At 70.0% G+C, this 17,111-nt stretch carries 19 protein-coding genes; 1 reads left to right on the top strand and 18 read right to left on the bottom strand.

Translation table 11 applies throughout. The features are described 5' to 3' along the window. Positions 1–10: 10 nt before the first annotated feature. The 18 genes from rpsQ to M1D46_RS06315 all read right to left on the bottom strand — a co-directional run bounded on the left by rpsQ (position 11) and on the right by M1D46_RS06315 (position 15,933). Entirely contained in the window at positions 11–295 is a 285-nt protein-coding gene (rpsQ, locus tag M1D46_RS06400) for a 30S ribosomal protein S17 (protein ID WP_271172379.1), read from the bottom strand. Then, the gene (rpmC, locus tag M1D46_RS06395; RefSeq protein WP_271172380.1) at positions 295–609 is read right to left on the bottom strand and encodes a 50S ribosomal protein L29; all 315 of its coding nucleotides are present in this window, start codon (positions 607–609) and stop codon (positions 295–297) included. The genes rpsQ and rpmC overlap by 1 nt, the downstream gene beginning before the upstream one ends. Then, complete coding sequence (rplP, locus tag M1D46_RS06390) at positions 609–1,028, bottom strand: 50S ribosomal protein L16 (RefSeq protein ID WP_271172381.1); 420 nt, start codon at positions 1,026–1,028, stop codon at positions 609–611. Before rplP ends, rpmC begins: the two co-directional genes overlap by 1 nt. Beyond that, entirely contained in the window at positions 1,028–1,789 is a 762-nt protein-coding gene (gene rpsC, locus M1D46_RS06385; protein WP_271172382.1) for a 30S ribosomal protein S3, read from the bottom strand. The genes rplP and rpsC overlap by 1 nt, the downstream gene beginning before the upstream one ends. After that, the gene (rplV, locus tag M1D46_RS06380; RefSeq protein ID WP_271172383.1) at positions 1,789–2,184 is read right to left on the bottom strand and encodes a 50S ribosomal protein L22; all 396 of its coding nucleotides are present in this window, start codon (positions 2,182–2,184) and stop codon (positions 1,789–1,791) included. The genes rpsC and rplV overlap by 1 nt, the downstream gene beginning before the upstream one ends. Before the next feature lie 21 nt (positions 2,185–2,205). Further along, complete coding sequence (gene rpsS / locus M1D46_RS06375; RefSeq protein WP_147911206.1) at positions 2,206–2,487, bottom strand: 30S ribosomal protein S19; 282 nt, start codon at positions 2,485–2,487, stop codon at positions 2,206–2,208. Between the two features lie 11 nt (positions 2,488–2,498). After that, entirely contained in the window at positions 2,499–3,338 is an 840-nt protein-coding gene (rplB, locus tag M1D46_RS06370; protein ID WP_271172384.1) for a 50S ribosomal protein L2, read from the bottom strand. A 24-nt stretch (positions 3,339–3,362) separates the two neighbouring features. Next, entirely contained in the window at positions 3,363–3,662 is a 300-nt protein-coding gene (gene rplW / locus M1D46_RS06365; RefSeq protein WP_271172385.1) for a 50S ribosomal protein L23, read from the bottom strand. Then, on the bottom strand, positions 3,659–4,318 hold the full coding sequence (rplD, locus tag M1D46_RS06360; protein ID WP_271172386.1) for a 50S ribosomal protein L4: 660 nt from the start codon (positions 4,316–4,318) through the stop codon (positions 3,659–3,661). The genes rplW and rplD overlap by 4 nt, the downstream gene beginning before the upstream one ends. A gap of 5 nt (positions 4,319–4,323) precedes the next feature. Beyond that, positions 4,324–4,983 carry a 50S ribosomal protein L3 gene (rplC, locus tag M1D46_RS06355; protein ID WP_271172387.1) on the bottom strand — a complete coding sequence of 220 codons (660 nt, stop codon included), beginning with the start codon at positions 4,981–4,983 and terminating at the stop codon, positions 4,324–4,326. Positions 4,984–4,991: 8 nt separating this feature from the next. After that, positions 4,992–5,300: a 30S ribosomal protein S10 gene (gene rpsJ / locus M1D46_RS06350; RefSeq protein ID WP_098409068.1), complete on the bottom strand. Its 309-nt coding sequence runs from the start codon at positions 5,298–5,300 to the stop codon at positions 4,992–4,994. Positions 5,301–6,293: 993 nt separating this feature from the next. After that, positions 6,294–7,241 carry an aggregation-promoting factor C-terminal-like domain-containing protein gene (locus tag M1D46_RS06345; protein WP_421074720.1) on the bottom strand — a complete coding sequence of 316 codons (948 nt, stop codon included), beginning with the start codon at positions 7,239–7,241 and terminating at the stop codon, positions 6,294–6,296. Between the two features lie 27 nt (positions 7,242–7,268). After that, complete coding sequence (locus tag M1D46_RS06340; RefSeq protein ID WP_456286972.1) at positions 7,269–8,111, bottom strand: aggregation-promoting factor C-terminal-like domain-containing protein; 843 nt, start codon at positions 8,109–8,111, stop codon at positions 7,269–7,271. A 315-nt stretch (positions 8,112–8,426) separates the two neighbouring features. Then, positions 8,427–9,344 carry a dihydrodipicolinate synthase family protein gene (locus tag M1D46_RS06335; protein ID WP_456286971.1) on the bottom strand — a complete coding sequence of 306 codons (918 nt, stop codon included), beginning with the start codon at positions 9,342–9,344 and terminating at the stop codon, positions 8,427–8,429. Between the two features lie 101 nt (positions 9,345–9,445). Beyond that, a complete protein-coding gene (locus M1D46_RS06330) occupies positions 9,446–9,664 on the bottom strand; it encodes a hypothetical protein (RefSeq protein WP_271172391.1) in 219 nt (72 codons plus the stop codon). A 197-nt stretch (positions 9,665–9,861) separates the two neighbouring features. Continuing rightward, positions 9,862–11,451: a sugar transferase gene (locus M1D46_RS06325; protein WP_309299959.1), complete on the bottom strand. Its 1,590-nt coding sequence runs from the start codon at positions 11,449–11,451 to the stop codon at positions 9,862–9,864. 112 nt (positions 11,452–11,563) lie between these two features. Further along, on the bottom strand, positions 11,564–13,648 hold the full coding sequence (locus tag M1D46_RS06320) for a DUF4012 domain-containing protein (protein ID WP_456286970.1): 2,085 nt from the start codon (positions 13,646–13,648) through the stop codon (positions 11,564–11,566). 89 nt (positions 13,649–13,737) lie between these two features. Continuing rightward, complete coding sequence (locus M1D46_RS06315) at positions 13,738–15,933, bottom strand: carbohydrate binding domain-containing protein (protein WP_456286969.1); 2,196 nt, start codon at positions 15,931–15,933, stop codon at positions 13,738–13,740. A gap of 127 nt (positions 15,934–16,060) precedes the next feature. Between M1D46_RS06315 and M1D46_RS06310 the strand changes: the two genes are divergently transcribed. Next, on the top strand, positions 16,061–17,020 hold the full coding sequence (locus M1D46_RS06310) for a glycosyltransferase family 2 protein (RefSeq protein WP_324012254.1): 960 nt from the start codon (positions 16,061–16,063) through the stop codon (positions 17,018–17,020). Positions 17,021–17,111 lie beyond the last annotated feature (91 nt).

Genomic DNA, 17,111 nt, shown 5'->3' with positions numbered 1-17,111 from the left:
CCCGGAGGGCTTACTTGGCCTTCTCGAGGATCTCGACCAGGCGCCAGCGCTTGGTGGCGCTCAGCGGGCGGGTCTCGTTGATGACCACGAGGTCGCCGATGCCGGCGGTGTTCTGCTCGTCGTGCGCCTTGAGCTTCTTCGTGCGACGGATGACCTTGCCGTAGAGGGGGTGCTTCACGCGGTCCTCGACCTCGACGACGATCGTCTTGTCCATCTTGTCGCTCACGACGTAGCCGCGGACGGACTTGCGGTAGCCGCGCTCGGCGGTCTCCTCGGTCTTGTTCTCGGTGGCCATCACTCAGCCTCTCCCTCGGCGGCAGCCGGCGTCTCCGCCTTGTCCGCCTTCTTCGCCTTGGTCTTCTTGGCCTTCGTCTCGACCGGAGCCGGCGTCGCCCGGATCCCGAGCTCGCGCTCGCGGATCACGGTGTAGAGACGCGCGATGTCGCGCTTGACCGCACGGATGCGGCCGTGGCTCTCCAGCTGGCCGGTGGCCGACTGGAAGCGCAGGTTGAACAGCTCTTCCTTGGCCTTGCGCAGCTCCTCGACGAGGCGCTGGTCTTCGAACGTGTCGAGCTCCTTGGGGGCGAGCTCCTTGGTGCCGATCGCCATTACGCGTCGCCCTCCTCGCGCTTGATGATGCGTGCCTTGAGAGGCAGCTTGTGGATTGCTCGGGTCAGTGCCTCACGGGCGAGCTGCTCGTTGACACCGGCGACCTCGAAGAGGACGCGACCCGGCTTGACGTTTGCGACCCACCACTCGGGCGAGCCCTTACCGGAGCCCATTCGGGTCTCGGCGGGCTTCTTCGTGAGCGGACGGTCGGGGTAGATGTTGATCCACACCTTTCCGCCACGCTTGATGTGACGCGTCATGGCGATACGAGCTGCCTCGATCTGACGGTTCGTCACGTACGCGGGCGTGAGCGCCTGGATGCCGAAGTCGCCGAAGCTGACCTTCGTGCCACCCGTGGCCTGGCCGTCGCGCTTGGGGTGGTGCTGCTTGCGGTACTTGACCTTGCGGGGGATGAGCATTACGCCGACGCTCCTTCCGCGACCGGCGCTGCCTCGGCGTCGTTGCGACGCGGGCCACGACGGCCGCCACGGTCGCGCTGCGAGGAGGGCTTACGCGAAGCCTCTTCACGCGCGAGTTCCTTGTTGGTGAGGTCGCCCTTGTAGATCCAGACCTTCACGCCGATGCGGCCGAAGGTGGTCTTCGCCTCGTAGAAGCCGTAGTCGATGTTCGCGCGGAGCGTGTGCAGCGGCACACGGCCCTCGCGGTAGAACTCCGAGCGGCTCATCTCGGCGCCGCCGAGACGGCCCGAGACCTGGATCCGGACGCCCTTGGCGCCGGCGCGCTGCGCGCCCTGCAGGCCCTTGCGCATCGCGCGGCGGAAGGCCACGCGGGCGCTGAGCTGCTCGGCGACACCCTGCGCGACGAGCTGAGCGTCGGCCTCGGGGTTCTTCACCTCGAGGATGTTCAGCTGGATCTGCTTGCCCGTGAGCTTCTCGAGCTCACCGCGGATGCGCTCGGCCTCCGCACCACGGCGGCCGATGACGATGCCCGGACGCGCGGTGTGGATGTCGACGCGCACGCGGTCGCGGGTGCGCTCGATCTCGATGTTGCTCACGCCGGCGCGGTCGAGCGACGTGGTGAGCAGCTGACGGATCTTGATGTCCTCGGCCACGTAGTCGGCGTACCGCTGACCCGGCTTGGTCGAGTCAGAGAACCAGCGCGAGACGTGGTCCGTGGTGATGCCGAGGCGGAAGCCGTACGGGTTTACCTTCTGTCCCATTACTTGCTCGCCTTCTTGTTGCCCGCAGCGGCCGCCTCGGCGACCTCCGGGGTCGAGAGCACGACCGTGATGTGGCTCGTGCGCTTCTTGATCTGGAACGCGCGGCCCTGTGCACGGGGCTGGAAGCGCTTGAGCGTCGTCCCCTCGTCCACGAAGGCGTTCTTCACGTACAGGTCCTGCTCGTTGAGGTACTCACCGGCGTTGCCGGCCTTGACCTGCGCGTTGGCGATCGCCGACTCGACGAGCTTGTAGATGGGCTCCGAGGCGGACTGCTGCGCGAACTTGAGGATCGCGAGAGCCTCCTGGGCCTGCTTGCCCTTGATGAGGGCCACGACACGACGAGCCTTCTGAGGGGTCACGCGGATGTGTCGCACACGTGCGATGGACTCCACCATTTCTCTCTCCTCTCGGTCGCCTTAGCGGCGACGGCCCTTCTTGTCGTCCTTCACGTGACCGCGGAAGGTGCGGGTGGGCGCGAACTCGCCCAGCTTGTGGCCGACCATGGTCTCGGTCACGAACACGGGGATGTGCTTGCGACCGTCGTGCACGGCGATGGTGTGTCCCAGCATGGCGGGGATGATCATCGAACGGCGCGACCAGGTCTTGATGACGTTCTTGGTACCCGCCTCGTTCTGCGAGACAACCTTGCGAAGCAGGTGCTCGTCGACGAAGGGGCCCTTCTTCAGACTGCGTGGCATCTTCTTGACTCCTACTTGCGCTTCTTGCCGGCGTTACGACGACGAACGATGAGCTTGTCGCTTTCCTTGTTCGCGTGACGGGTGCGGCCCTCAGGCTGACCCCACGGCGTGACGGGGTTGCGACCACCGGAGGTCTTGCCCTCACCACCACCGTGCGGGTGGTCGACCGGGTTCATCGCGACACCGCGGACGGTCGGGCGGACGCCCTTCCAGCGCTTGCGGCCGGCCTTGCCCCAGTTGATGTTGGACTGCTCGGCGTTGCCGACCTCGCCGATGGTGGCGCGGCAGCGTGCGTCGACGTTGCGGACCTCGCCCGAGGGCAGACGGAGCTGCGCGTAGGGGCCGTCCTTGGCGACGAGACGCACCGAGGCGCCCGCCGAACGGGCCAGCTTCGCGCCGCCGCCGGGGCGGAGCTCGATCGCGTGGATGACCGTACCGGTGGGGATGTTGCGGAGCGGCAGGTTGTTGCCGGGCTTGATGTCGGCGCCGGAGCCCGACTCGACGATGTCGCCCTGACGGAGCTTCTCGGGCGCGAGGATGTAGCGCTTCTCGCCGTCGAAGTAGTGCAGGAGCGCGATGCGCGCGGTGCGGTTGGGGTCGTACTCGATGTGAGCGACCTTCGCGTTGATCCCGTCCTTGTCGTTGCGACGGAAGTCGATCACACGGTACTGGCGCTTGTGGCCACCGCCGATGTGACGCGTCGTGATGCGGCCCTGGTTGTTGCGGCCACCCGTCTTGGCGAGCGGGCGGAGCAGCGACTTCTCGGGCGTCGAGCGCGTGATCTCTGCGAAGTCAGCCACCGACGAGCCGCGGCGACCCGGGGTCGTGGGCTTGTAGTTGCGAATAGCCATTTCTCTCTATTCCTCCTGGCCGTCTCAGGCGACAGCCGTGAAGATGTCGATGGTGCCCGACTTGAGGGTCACGATGGCGCGCTTGGTGTCCTTGCGCTTGCCCGTGCCGAAGCGGGTGCGGCGTGCCTTGCCGACGCGGTTGATCGTGTTCACCGAGGCGACCTTCACGTCGAAGATCTTCTCGATCGCGAGCTTGATCTCCGACTTGTTCGAGCGGGGGTCCACGATGAACGTGTACTTGCCCTCGTCGATCAGGCCGTAGCTCTTCTCCGAGACGACCGGCGCGATGATGACGTCGCGCGGGTCCTTGTTGAGAGCGGTCATGCCGAGACCTCCTGGGTGGCGCCGGTCTTCTGCGCGATGAACGCGTCGATCGCGGCCTTCGTGAACACGACGTCGTCGGAGGTGACCACGTCGTAGGCGTTGAGCTGGTCAGCGGCCAGGACGTGGACGTTGCGCAGGTTGCGCACGCTCAGCCAGCCGAAGTCGTCCGTGCGGTCGAGCACGACGAGGACCTTCTTCGACGAGGTGACCTGCGCGATGAACTGCGCAGCGGCCTTCGTCGAGGGCTTCTCGGTGCCGAACGCGTCGACGACGTGCAGGCGTCCGCCGCGGAAGCGGTCGCTGAGCACGCCCGCGAGGGCGGCGGCGATCATCTTCTTGGGGGTGCGCTGCGAGTAGTCGCGCGGCTTCGGACCGTGGACGATGCCACCGCCGGTCATGTGCGGCGCACGGATCGAGCCCTGACGGGCGTTGCCCGTGCCCTTCTGCTTGAAGGGCTTGCGGCCGGCGCCCGAGACCTCACCGCGACGCTTGGTCGAGTGGGTGCCCTGGCGAGCCGCCGCGAGCTGCGCGACGACGACCTGGTGGATCAGCGGGATGTTCGTCTTGACGTCGAACACCGAAGCGGGAAGCTCGACCGTGCCGGTCTTCTTGCCGTCGGTGCCGAGGACGTCGAGAGCGAGAGTCGAGTCAGCCATGTGCCTCAGGCTCCCTTCACAGCGTTGCGGACGAAGACGATCCGGCCGCGCGCACCGGGGACGGCGCCCTTGACGAGCAGCAGACCCTTCTCGGCGTCGACGGCGTGAACCGTGAGGTTGAGGACGGTCACGCGCTCGCCGCCCATGCGGCCGGCCATGCGCATGCCCTTGAAGACGCGGCTCGGGGTCGACGACGCGCCGATCGAACCGGGCTTGCGGTGGTTGCGGTGCGCACCGTGCGAAGCCGAGACGCCCTTGAAGTTGTGGCGCTTCATGACACCCGCGGTGCCCTTGCCCTTGCTGGTGCCGACGACGTCGACCAGCTGGCCGGCCTCGAACACGCCGTCCACCGTGAGCTCCTGGCCCAGGGTGTAGTCGGCGGCGTCCGCGGTGCGGATCTCGGTGAGGTGACGACGGGGCGTCACGCCGGCGGCCTCGAAGTGGGCCGTGAGGGGCTTGTTCACCTTGCGGGGGTCGACCTGCCCGTAGCCGATCTGGACGGCGTTGTAGCCATCCTTCTCGACCGAGCGGATCTGCGTGACCACGTTCGGAGCGAGCTCGATCACCGTGACGGGGATGAGCTTGCCGTTCTCGTTCCAGACCTGGGTCATGCCGAGCTTGGTGCCGAGCAGACCCTTCGAAACCTTGTTGTTGATGTCAGCCATGTCGAACCTCAGAGCTTGATCTCGATGTTGACGTCAGCAGGGAGGTCCAGACGCATGAGCGAGTCGACCGCCTTGGGGGTCGGGTCGACGATGTCGATGAGGCGCTTGTGGGTGCGCATCTCGAAGTGCTCGCGGCTGTCCTTGTACTTGTGAGGCGATCGGATGACGCACACGACGTTCTTCTCCGTCGGGAGCGGCACCGGGCCGACGACCTGAGCGCCGGCACGGGTCACCGTGTCGACGATCTTGCGCGCCGACGTGTCGATGACCTCGTGGTCATACGACTTCAGGCGAATGCGGATCTTCTGTCCCGCCATTGTCTGTCTCTCTTTCCGCGTCGTACCTCTCGGGCATTGGACGCACTGCGGCGCTGGCGCGCCTTCGGCACATCGAGGCCGCCCGAGGACGGCGCATGCTGCACCACTGTTCTGCTGTCAATCGGCCATCCGGAGACGACCGCAGCCGCACTTCTCCCCGGGAGGGGAGGTGGGGTTGTGTGTGTTCTGCTGCCCGCGGCCTAGGTCTCTGCGCTCGAGGCGCCGCCTATGCACTGCCCTGGCAGTGATCCGGCTGGCGCGCCGAAGCGCACGCCGGAATGTGGAACCTGTCTATTCTGCCATCCCCGACGGTGTCGCCGCAACCCGGGCGTGTCGCGCCTCGGGCCGTTGTGCCGCAAGGGATCCCGGGCAGGCGTTCAGGTTCGTCGCGCACCCCTCCGGATGCCCCGTCTTCGGACTGCCGGGGCGGTCGCGCCCTCTCCTGCATGTCTCACTTTCGGCGGCCATCCGCTCGCCATTCCGGCGACGAGTGAGACATGGATGGGGGTGGTGGCACGGCCGCTGCGGGCATGTCTCGGTTTCGGCGGCCATCCGGGCACCATTCCAGCGACGAGTGAGACACGGACGGATGGATGTCTCACGCACTGCGGGGCATGTCTCGCTTCCGGCGGCCATCCGGTCGCCATTCCGGCGACGAGTGAGACACGGACGGATGGATGTCTCACCCGCAGCGGCTATGGGCCTTCGATTCCCACGCCAGGTGAGACACGGGCAAGGTGGCGGACCCGTGCTCCGATGCCTTAGGCCGATCCGCCTCGAGGATGCTCATCCCCTTGCCGCGATTCGCGACGAAACGGCGTCCGTTCGACGCGTTCCGGGGCAAGGCTCGTCGAGCCTTGCCCCGGAGCGCGTCGAATCCAGACCGGATGGCCGCGAAACGCGGCGACGGCCCCGATGCAGCGACGGCCCCGGCTCACCGAAGCGCGGCTGCCCCAAACGCCAGCCCCGCCCGCCGAACGAGCCTCGTGCCGCTCAGTACCAGCCGACGGACTGGGAGTGACCCCACGCACCGCACGGGGTGCCATAGGTGCCCGCGATGTAGCTCAGACCCCACGCGATCTGGGTGGCCGGGTTCGTCGCCCAGTCCGCGCCGAACGACGCCATCTTGTCGCCGGGGAGCGCCTGCGGGATGCCATAGGCGCCGCTCGACGGGTTCTGGGCGGTCGACGACCATCCCGACTCCTTGTCCCACAGGGACACGAGGCATGCGAACTCGCCGTCGCCCCAGCCGTACTGGTCGGCCGCCATCTGCCGTGCGATCTCCTGCGCGCTGCCCGACGGCACCGCCGGCGCCTGGGGCGCGGGCTGAGGCGCGGGAGCAGCCTGCTCCTGCTGAGCCTGCTCCTCCGCCGCCTGCTGCTCCGCCGCGGCCTGCTCCTCCGCGGCGCGCTGCTCCGCCGCGGCCTGCTCTGCGGCCGCCTTCTCGGCGGCAGCCTTCTCCGCGGCGGCCTTCTCGGCCGCGGCCTTCTCCTCGGCGGCCTTGCGCTCGGCGTCGGCCTTCTCGGCGGCGGCGGTCTCGGCGACGACCTCGTCGGTCTCCGCCTCGGCGTCCTCGGCCGCGGCGAGCACCGTCACGACGGGGAGCTTGTCGGAGGCGTCGAGCGTCGCGACGTACTTCTCGAGCTGCGCCGTGTCGACCGAGGGGTGCGCCTCGTCGATCGCCTGCTGCGCGGCGTCGAGGGCCTCGGTCGCCGTCCGCGCCGCGGTGTCGACCGTCGCAGCGGCCGTGACCTCCTGCGCCGTGCGCGGCACGGGCGTCAGCTCGACGGCGGCCGCGGCGACGCTCCCGCCCGCGGCGGAGAGGCACAGCGCGAGAGCCGACCCGATCGCCCAGCGGCGACGGCGGCGGCGCTCCTTCTCCTGACGGAGGAGCACGAGGTGGTTCGGGCGGGGGAAGGGGGTGAGAAGCTGCTCGGCCATGCGGTGTCCTGATCTCGTGTTCGTGGCTCAGTACCAGTCGGTGGCCTGGGAGTGCCCCCAGGCGCTGCAGGGGGTGCCGTACGCGGCGGCGATGTACTCGAGGCCCCAGGCGATCTGCGTCGACGCGTTGGTCTGCCAGTCGGCGCCGGCCGTCGCCATCTTGTCGCCGGGGAGCGACTGCGGGATGCCGTAGGCACCGCTCGAGGGGTTGGTCGCGGTGTACGACCATCCCGACTCCTTGTTCCAGAGCGAGACGAGGCACGAGAACTCGCCGTCGCCCCAGCCGTACTGCTCGGCGGCCATGGTGCGGGCCGTGGCCTGCGCGCCCTCGACCGTGTTGGCGGCTGCCGCGGCCTCGGCGGCGGCGGCCTCCGCCGCCTCGGCGGCCGCCTTCTCCTCGGCGGCCTTCTTCGCGGCCTCCGCGTCGGCGGCCTCGGCGGCAGCGGTCTCGTCGACGACGCGCTCGGTCTCGGCAGCGGCGTCCGCGATGGCGGCCTCGACGGTGACGACGGGGAGCTTGTCGTACGCGCGGAGGGTGTCGACCTGCTCGACGAGCGCGGTCGTGTCGACCGACGGATGGGCGTCGGCGATCGCCGCCTCGGCCTCCTCGATCGCCGACGTCGCGGCCTCGACCGTCTCGGGCTGCACGAGGGCGACCGTCACCTCGGCGGCCGTGCGGGCGCCCGTCTGGAGCTCGGCGGCCGCTGCCGCGACGCTTCCGCTCGCGGCGGTCACGCAGAGGGCGAGCGTCGCGCCGATCGCCCAGCGGCGGCGCGTGCGTCGCTCCTTCTCCTTGCGGAGCAGCGAGAGGTGGTTCGGTCGGGGGAACGGGGCGAGCAGGGGCTCACCCGCTTCGAGATCGCGGGGCATTCAACGTCCTGTGTCGTGGGGGCCGGCGGTGCGCCGGGGCGGGCGCCGGTCTCGCCGGTGAGGGTGCCGGTGTCGGGTGCACCGGTGCGGCCGCCGTTCGGGCGTCGGCCACAGGACGAAGACCCTGACCCGCGAGTCTGGGCGGTCTCTGGGTATGCCCTCCGAGGCGCATGGATGGCCCCGCGCACGTCGATCACGGAATGTAACGGATCGATAACGAGAGATCCGCATGCTGACGCGGATCGCGGAGGGGCGCGTCACACCGCCCGAACCGGAACCTCCGAAATGCCTGGCAATCCCCCGAACCGGGCGCGATCAGCGCGTGAGCGCCACTCCCTCGGCGACGAGGACGGCGCGGATCTCGTCGATCTCGGCGGCGTCGAGCGCGCCGAGCGGGGCGGATGTCGCGGGCGTCGCGATCACGCCGCGCAGCCACAGCGCGGCCTTGAATCCCCCGAGCGCTGCGGCCGTGTAGCCGAGCCGCGCACGGTCGCCGACCTCGGTGATGCGGAAGAGCCGGATGAGCCGCTCCTGCTCGCGCCGGGCGGTCGCGATGTCGCCTGCGGCGACGGCCCGCTCGATGGCGACGTAACCGGCGGGATCGACGTTGCCGAGGCCGGGCACGATGCCGGCCGCACCGAGTTCGAGGGCCAGGTCGGCGAACAGCTCGGAGCCGGTGAAGACGGCGACGTCGGTTCCGGCGACGGCGTCGAGCGCCCGCCGGAAGCCCGCGATGTCGCCGCTGGAGTCCTTGAAGCCCGCGATCACGCCATCCCGAGCGAGTTCGCCGAGGACGGATGCCGGAAGCGGCACGTGCGTCGCAGACGGGATGTCGTATGCCACCACGGGGATCGACACGGCCTCGGCCAGCAGCCGGTAGTGGCGGGAGATCTCGTCGACGTGCGGCGCGATGTAGAAAGGTGGCGTTGCGACCACGGCATCGACGCCCGCCGCCTCCGCCCGCAGCGCGTGCCGCACGACCCTCGCCGTGCCGGTGTCGATGACGCCCGCGAGCACGGGGACGCGCCCTGCCGCCGCCTCGACCGCGACCTCCGCCGCCCGCACGCGCGTCTCGTCGTCGAGCAGGGCGATCTCCCCCGTCGACCCGCCGACGAAGACGCCACCCGCGCCCGCCGCAATCTGGTCCTCGACGACCCGGACGAGGCTCGCCTCGTCGAGAGCCCGCTCAGCCGTGAGGGGCGTGACGACAGGAGGGATGACTCCGCGCAGCATGTGCGGCACCCTACCGAACGCGCGGGGCGAGCGGGTGAACCGCCCCGGACGCAGACGAGGGCCCCGCCGTCCGGCGGGGCCCTCGTGCGCTCACGGCTGCGTCAGCGGTCGTTGCCGATCGCGCCGTCGATGTTGTCGCGGACCTCGTCGATCTTGCCGTCGACCGAGTCCGGGAGGATCTTCTTCGCGAAGTCGGCGACGCCGCCGAGCACGTTGTCGCTCACCTGCTCGGCCTGGTCGCTGTGAAGCGCCTCGTCGACCTTGTCCTTGTTCTGCTCGTAGAGATCCTTGCCCTTGTTCACGAGGTCATCCAGACCCATGTCACCCTCCTCGGCGTTGGACGCCCGCAGGTCCGGGCGCTTCGCGATCAGTCTGGCATCCGGGAAGCGCAACCGGCTAGACATCCGGGTGAATTCGTGCATGGGGTGCCCGGGGCGCGACCGGGCCGGCCGCGACGCGCGGCGCGTCAGGAGGCCGCGACGCGCAGCGCGTCAGGACGCGGTGTCGCCGCGGCGCGTCAGGAGGCGGTGTCGCCCGGGAAGAGCGCGGCCTTGCCCGTCTTGAGGAGGATCACGATGTCGCCCATGACGCTCCAGTTCTCCACGTAGGAGAGGTCGAGACGCACGCTGTCGTCCCACGAGAGCGTGGAGCGCCCGGAGACCTGCCACAGGCCCGTGATGCCGGGCTTGACGAGGAAGCGGCGGTGCACGTGGTCGGCGTACTGGTCGACCTCGCGCTGGATGGGCGGGCGTGGGCCGACGAGCGACATGGATCCGCCGAGCACGTTGAACAGCTGCGGCAGCTCGTCGAGGCTGAACTTGCGCATGACCCGGCCGACCTTCGTCACGCGCGGGTCGTCCTTCATCTTGAACTGCACCTCGTTGCCGAGGTCCTGCTGCTCGATGAGGTCGTCGAGGAGGTGCTCCGCGCCCACGACCATGGAGCGGAACTTGAGCATCTGGAACTCGCGCCCGTGGCGCCCGATGCGGGTCTGCTTGTAGATGACGGGGCCGGGCGAGGAGACCTTCACGATGGCCGCGAGCACGAGGAGCACGGGGCTCAGCAGCGTGACGATGAAGAGCGAGCCGAAGAGGTCCATCATGCGCTTGACGAAGCGCTGGCCCGGCGAGAAGCGCGGGGTCTCCACGTGCATGAGCGGGAGGCCCGACACGGGGCGCATGTGGATGCGCGGACCCGCGATGTCGGTGATGCTCGGCGCGAGCACGAGGTGCTGACGACCGGCCTCGAGCGCCCAGGAGACCTGCTTGACCCGCTGCGGCCCGAGCTCGTCGGTGCTCGTGATGACGACGGTGTCGGCGCCCGTCACCTCGATCGCGCGCTCGACCGAGTTCACGCTGCCCATGACGGGGATGTCGGTGTCGGTGAGCTGCCCCGCGATGCGCCCGGTCGGGATGCACGCGCCCACGATCCGGTAGCCGGCCCCCTTCGCGCGCTTGAGCTCGCGCGCCGTGTGCGCGACCGAGCGCTCGGAGCCCACGAGGAGGACGCGCGCCGAGTACTCCCCCTTCGCGCGCTGCCGCGCGAGCCAGCGTCGCCAGATCCAGCGCTCGATGAAGAGCGCGGCGACTCCGGACGGCAGGGCGATGAGCAGGTACCCGCGGGCGATCTCGACCTTGAGGAGGAAGGCCGCGATGGCGATGACGCCGAAGAGCATGAAGCTCGCGTCGAAGATGCGCTTGTACTCGGCCGTCCCGACGCCGATCACACGATCGGAGCGCGTGTCGTTGAGGGCGAGCACCATCATCCAGAGCAGCACGACGACGACCGAGAGCATCGTGTACGACGTGAGCCCCGGCAATGCCGGGATCGGCATCTCGATGAGCTTGTGCATGCCGAGCCAGCTGAACTGCGTGCCGAACACGACGAGCGTGAGGACGATGAAGTCGGTCAGGCGCAGGTAGCGCGCGTAGCGCTTGCGCCAGTTGAACTTCGGAGGCGCCGACGCGGCGACCACCGGGATCTTGCCGCTCGCGGTGCGCACGAGGGCGGGGAACGCTGCGCTCGTCGTGAGAGCAGAGGCGGTCGTCGCGGCGGCGGACTCGGCGTCCGCGGCGCGCTGCCCGCTTCGTGTGATCTCCGTGGTCACGCGTGTTCCCCCGTGTCCTGATCGAAAGATGGACTGAGGCAGTGTACCGCGCAGGTTATTCCCAGACACGCCGAGGCGCGCGCGAAACGGCTCGGACGGGCGCTTCTGCCCATCAGCCGCATGCGGTCAGCGCACCCGTCGTCGCCTGCACCATCGGGGTCGAGCGCAGCGCGAGCGGGCCGAACTCGCCCTCGCCCGAGAACGTCGCCGTCACCGTCGCGAGCTCGCTCGGGTCGAGCACGGTCGTGAACCACGCGACCGGACGACCGAGGTCGACGACGTCGTCGCGCCGCAGCGTGACCTCCTCGCCCTCCACCGCGACCGACTCGACGGTCGTGCCGGGAGGGCCGTACACGTAGACCTGCGTGTGGAAGCGCGTCCCGTCGGTCTGGCTCTTCACATACTGCGGAAGCGCATCCGCCGTCGCCTGGTCGATGTCGAGGTGCAGCGTCGTCCGGACCTCGAAGGTCGACGCGTCGGCCTGGCACGTCTGGGTGACGTCGATGTTCGACTTCATGTAGTAGTCGATCTTCGACGCCGACTCGTCGCGGAAGAACACGCCGAGGGTCGTCTGGTCGTCGTTGTCCTTCGGCAGGATGCCCGCGACCTTCTCGTCGGCGATCTGCTTCTGGACATCCTCGTTCTGGCTGTGGAAGAGGATGTTGCCGCCCTCGATCCCGTGGCGGATGGCCCACAGCATCGACTGGATGTCGAAGTCGCCGGCCGACACCTTCGTGAAGACCTGCTCGGCGACGCTCGCGAAGAACTCGTCGGCGGCGGCCGGATCGGTGACGCTGTCGAAGCGGCTGTAGACGTCGCTCAGCAGCAGCTGCGCGGCGTTCTGGCTCGTCATGACGTCGCCGGTCGTCAGCTGGATGGGCCCGGTCGCCTCGAGGATGTAGCCGAGCGCGATCGGGTCGATCGACGCGACCCCGTCGATGCGGTCGTCGGAGATGTCGCGCTGCCAGAACTTCGTGACGATCTCGGCCATCGTCGGGAAGTCCGGACGGCTCGGCGACGTGTTGACGTGGTGGACGAGGTACTCGTTGTAGAGGTCGAGCGCGCTCTGGTCGACGTCGACGTCGACCGGCACGAACTCGGTGAAGTCGGCGCTCGAGGCCTGGTTCACGATCTGCAGGTTGCCCGCATCGGCGCTCATGAGGGTCTGCGACGCCGCGGACCCGCCGAGGCCGACCGACTCCGCGTTGTTCTGGAACACGAGCAGGTAGTTGCGCGCGCCGTTCGCGCCGAGCAGCTCGGGGCCGTACTCGAACGCGGGCGCGGCGACCGACATCACGGAGTCGACGAGGTTCACACCGGTCTGAACGGGAGGGATGAGCGTCCCCGCGTCCTTGACGTCGGCGATGCCGTCCGCGATGCGCACGACGTCGTCGGTCGAGTCCTGGAGGAGCGGCAGCACGCGCGCGATGATCGACTCGCCGCTGTCGGATGACATGGCCTCGAGCGCGGGCTGGCCGATCCGGTTGCTGACGACGTCGAGCGCCTCGGCTGCCAGGCGCACGCCGCGGAGGTTGTCGCCGGCCCACGGGATGAACTCGGCGAGGCGCCACACCGGGTCGACCGAGACGCTCGCGGCGTTGGCGGCGTGCTCGCCGAGGATGGGCACCGACACCTCGAGGGTTCCGCCGTCCTGCACGTGGTTCACCACGCGCTGGGCGGCCTCCAGCTCGCTCTTGACGATGAGCACGCGCGCGCCCAGCCACAGGCCCGCGACCACGAGGACCGCGATGCCGATGAGCACGCCGATGCGGATCCGGCGGCGACGCGAGCCGTCGCCCTTGTCCTTCGCGCCCTTCCCGGGCGGCGGGGCGGATGGCGGTGCCGCGCTCTCGCCGCGGGGCGCGTCGAGGAGCTGGGTCGGCGCGTCGAAGCGCTGCGTCGGCGTCGCGTCGGCGGCCCCGCCGACCGCGCCCATGCGGGTCGTCGGCGTCTCCCCCGCGTCGCGCGGGGTGTGCAGCACCTGCGTCGCGGGCGCCGCGTCGGCGCCGCCCGGCGCCTGCGCGGAAGCCGGCGCGTCCTGCCGCTCGAGGTCGAACACGTCGATGCGGCCGGTCGCGGCCGCATCGATCCCGGTGGCGTAGAACCCGGGCTCCTGCGGTGCCTCAGCCTGGCGTGCGAGCCGTCGGGCGCGTCGACTCAGGGGCTTGTCGCGCGCGTCGTCCTGCGAGTGGGGCATTCTCCAACCCTACGAAACCTTCTGCAAGATTCCCTCGTTGTCGCGTGCGCGACATGGCCGGGGCGCGCGGCCCCGGCCATCCGCTCGTCTCAGTCCTCGGGGCGCGCGGGCGTCTCCGTGGGGTCGGGCGTCGCGGTCGGCGACGCCGTCGGAGTCGGCGTGGGCTCGTCGGCGGGCGAGAAGTCGCCGGCCAGGAAGACGGCGCTGCCCGTCAGCGGCACGGTCACGGTGCCGTTCTCGGGCTCGAGGGTCGTCACAGCGCCCGACATGTCGGTCATCGTGATGGGGCCCGACGCCTCGTACTCAGCGCTCGCCTGGCCGTTGAGTGTCCACGCGACGCGGACGCCGTCGGACTCCTCGCCGAAGAGGTACGAGTGGTTGCCCGACCCGATGTCGTCGCGCGCGGTCGCCTCGCGCCCGCCCAGCTGGTCGATGAAGAGCGCCTGGGCGAAGGCGGCGGGCTTCGGAGCCGCGGTCGCGACGCTCGCGGCCTCCTGGTAGAACATGCCGAAGTTGCCCTCGTGGTTGTTGCCGTCGGTGCTGTCGTCGATGAGGTCGTACCAGTAGTACTTCTCGACGCCGTTCGCGAGGCTCACGGCCTCGGCCGCGACGAGGTTCTGCGCCTGCGCCTCGAGCGAGCGCGCCTGGCCGAGCTCGTTGCCCGTCGTCCATCCGAACTCGGTGAGCCAGATCGGCAGCTCGCCGCCCGCGCCCGCCTGCATGTTCTCGCGCGCGTCGGCGAACGCGCCGGTCAGGTTCTCGGGCTGCTGGTAGTACGACGGGTTGTACGGGTGGAAGCTCATCGCGTCGGCGTGCGCGAGGGTGTCGGTCTCGGCCCACAGACGCCGGAACCACTCGGCGTCGTAGTTGGCCGTCGATCCCGCGATGACGGGGATCGAGTCGTCGACCTTCGCCTGCACCGACTGGACGAGCGGGAAGTAGCAGGTCGGCGCGGTGCCGCAGCCGCCCGTGTTGAAGCGCTCGTGGTTGAACTCGTTGAACACCTCGAGGCCGACGACGTCGAACCGCTGCGCGATCGCCGCGGCGTAGTTGCCGTACGCCTCGACCGCGCCGGGCGACGACGGCGGGTTGCCGCCGTCGTAGAGCGGGTTGCCGTAGTTGACGATGCCGAGCAGGCCGATGCCGTGCGCGTGCATCTTGTCGAACTCGGAGGTGTAGTGGCCGCTGAACTCGTAGACGCCGGGCGTGCGCTCGTTCTGCTCCCACAGCACGTCGTTGCGCGCCGAGCCGAAGCCGACCGACTGCAGCACGTCTGCCGCGTCGACGTACCACGACTGGTCGACGTGGGTGATCGCGCCGATGCGCTCGTCGGGCGCGATGCGGGCGCCCACGAAGTCGACGACGGCGACCGGGGTCGCGACGCTCTGCCCCGAGGCGTCGGTGACCGAGACGCGGTAGTAGCCCTGCGTGACGCCCTCGAGCGGGATGGCCGAGACGCCGTCGCGCAGCGGGGCGGTCCCCTCGGCCGCGACCGAGCCGTCGGCGCGGGTGACCTGCCAGCGCGCGTCGCCGGCGCCCATCTTCACGCCGAGCGCCGCGCTCTTCTCGCGGAGGATCAGGGCGTTGTTGAGGATGCCCCAGTCGGAGGTGACCTCCTCGAACGACGGGTTCGGCACGACGTTCTCGCCGCCCTGAGGCGTGAGCGAGAGGTCGTCGATGCCGAGACCCGACACGGGCCCCTCGATCTGGATCGCGATGGTCGTCTCGCCGGCACCCTCGGGCGCGGTGTACTCGCCCTCGACCTCGGTCCACGACGCGTCGATCTCGCCGAGCTCGATGCGCGTCTCGCCGATGAGGATGGCCGCGGAGACGGGCTCGGGGAGGGTCGCCATCTGGCGCACCTGCGCCGAGAAGTCGTAGGTGGTTCCCGCCTGGACCGCGACCGTCGCGGTGAGCGCGGCGACCGGTGCGTCGACGACGGGGGCGTCGATGTACGCGGAGGTCTCGCCGTTCGCGGCATCGCCCGCCTGCGGCCACACGTCGGCGATCTGCGCGGATCCCGCGCCCTGCCATCCGTTGAGCGCGCCCTCGACGGGAACCGAGACCGGCAGCTCGACGGGCTCCGGCGTGGGGGTCGGCGTCGGGGTGGGGGTCGGCGTCTTCGTCGCCGTCGGCGTCGCGGTCGGCGTCTCCGACGCGACCGGCGCGGGCTGCTGCGTGAGGTTGAGCGCGAGCGCCGTGCCTCCGCCCAGCACGGCGACCGCGCCGACGGCGCTCGCCGCGATGATGGCGATCTTCTTCTTGTCTCTCTGGCGAGCGAACATCGGCTGGTCCTTCCCCCGAGGGCTGGTCGACTGCGTCAATCCTGTCACCCGCGCGGCTCCTCCCCCTGCGCATTGCCCGGGGATGCCGCCTGCCGGCGCCGGCCATCCGCCTCCGTAGGATTGACGCATGCCGCACGACACCCCGCTCATCGACGTCGTCGTGCCCGTGTACGGCGGCTGGGATCATGTCGAGCCGTGTCTGCGCGCGCTCGAGGAGCAGACGGTCGCGGCGAACGTCATCGTCGTCGACGACCGCTCGCCCGACGACACCGCCGACCGGATCGCCCGCGCGTTCCCGGGCGTGACGCTCCTGCGCAACGGCCGCAACCGCGGATTCGCGCACACCTGCAACCGCGGCATGGCGCACGGCGAGGCGCCGTACGTGCTCCTCGTGAACAGCGACGTCATCGCCGAGCCGACGCTCGTCGAGCACGTCCTGGCGGCCTTCGAGGCGGCGCCGCCGACGGTCGGCAGCGTGGCTCCCCTGCTCCTGCGCCCGGATGGCCGCGTCGACTCCCTGGGGATCACGGCCGACGCGACGGCGGCGGGCTTCGTCCGCTATCACGGCGCGACGGTCGACCGCGCGTCGGCGACGCGGCCCGCGCTGCTCGGACCGTACGGCGCCGCCGCGGCATATCGTCGCCGCGCGCTCGGCGAGGTCGGCCTGCTCGACGAGGGCATCTTCATGTACGGCGAGGAGCTCGACCTCGCGTTCCGACTGCGGGCCGCGGGATGGGACGCGATCGGCCTCGAGACGCCGGGCGGCATGCACATCGGCGGCGCGTCGGCCGGCGAGGGCTCGCCCAAGCAGCGGTACCTCGCGGGCTTCGGGCGCGGGTACCTCCTGCGCGCGTGGGGCATCCTCCGGACGCGTCGAGCGGCGCGCGCGCTCGCGACCGAGGCGATCGTGTGCCTGCGTCGGATCGTGCTGTACCGCGACGTGAAGTCGCTCACCGGGCGGATCGCCGGATGGCGCGCGGCGGCGCGCGAGGTGCGGCCGCAGTTCCCGCTCGCGGCGGCGGATGCCTCGATCGACATGCCCCGGTCGCTCCGGATGCGCTCGGCGTCGTTCTGGGAGAAGCTGTGACGGGCTCTGCCGCCCCGGACGTTGAGCGAGGAGCGCCCGCAACCTCCCCGGTCGTTGAGCGAGGAGCGCCAGCCACCTCCCCGGACGTTGA

It is taken from the genome of Microbacterium sp. JZ70 (assembly GCF_053903225.1).
Note: the sequence above shows the minus strand (reverse complement) of the source record. Positions and strands in the feature narration are given on the sequence as shown.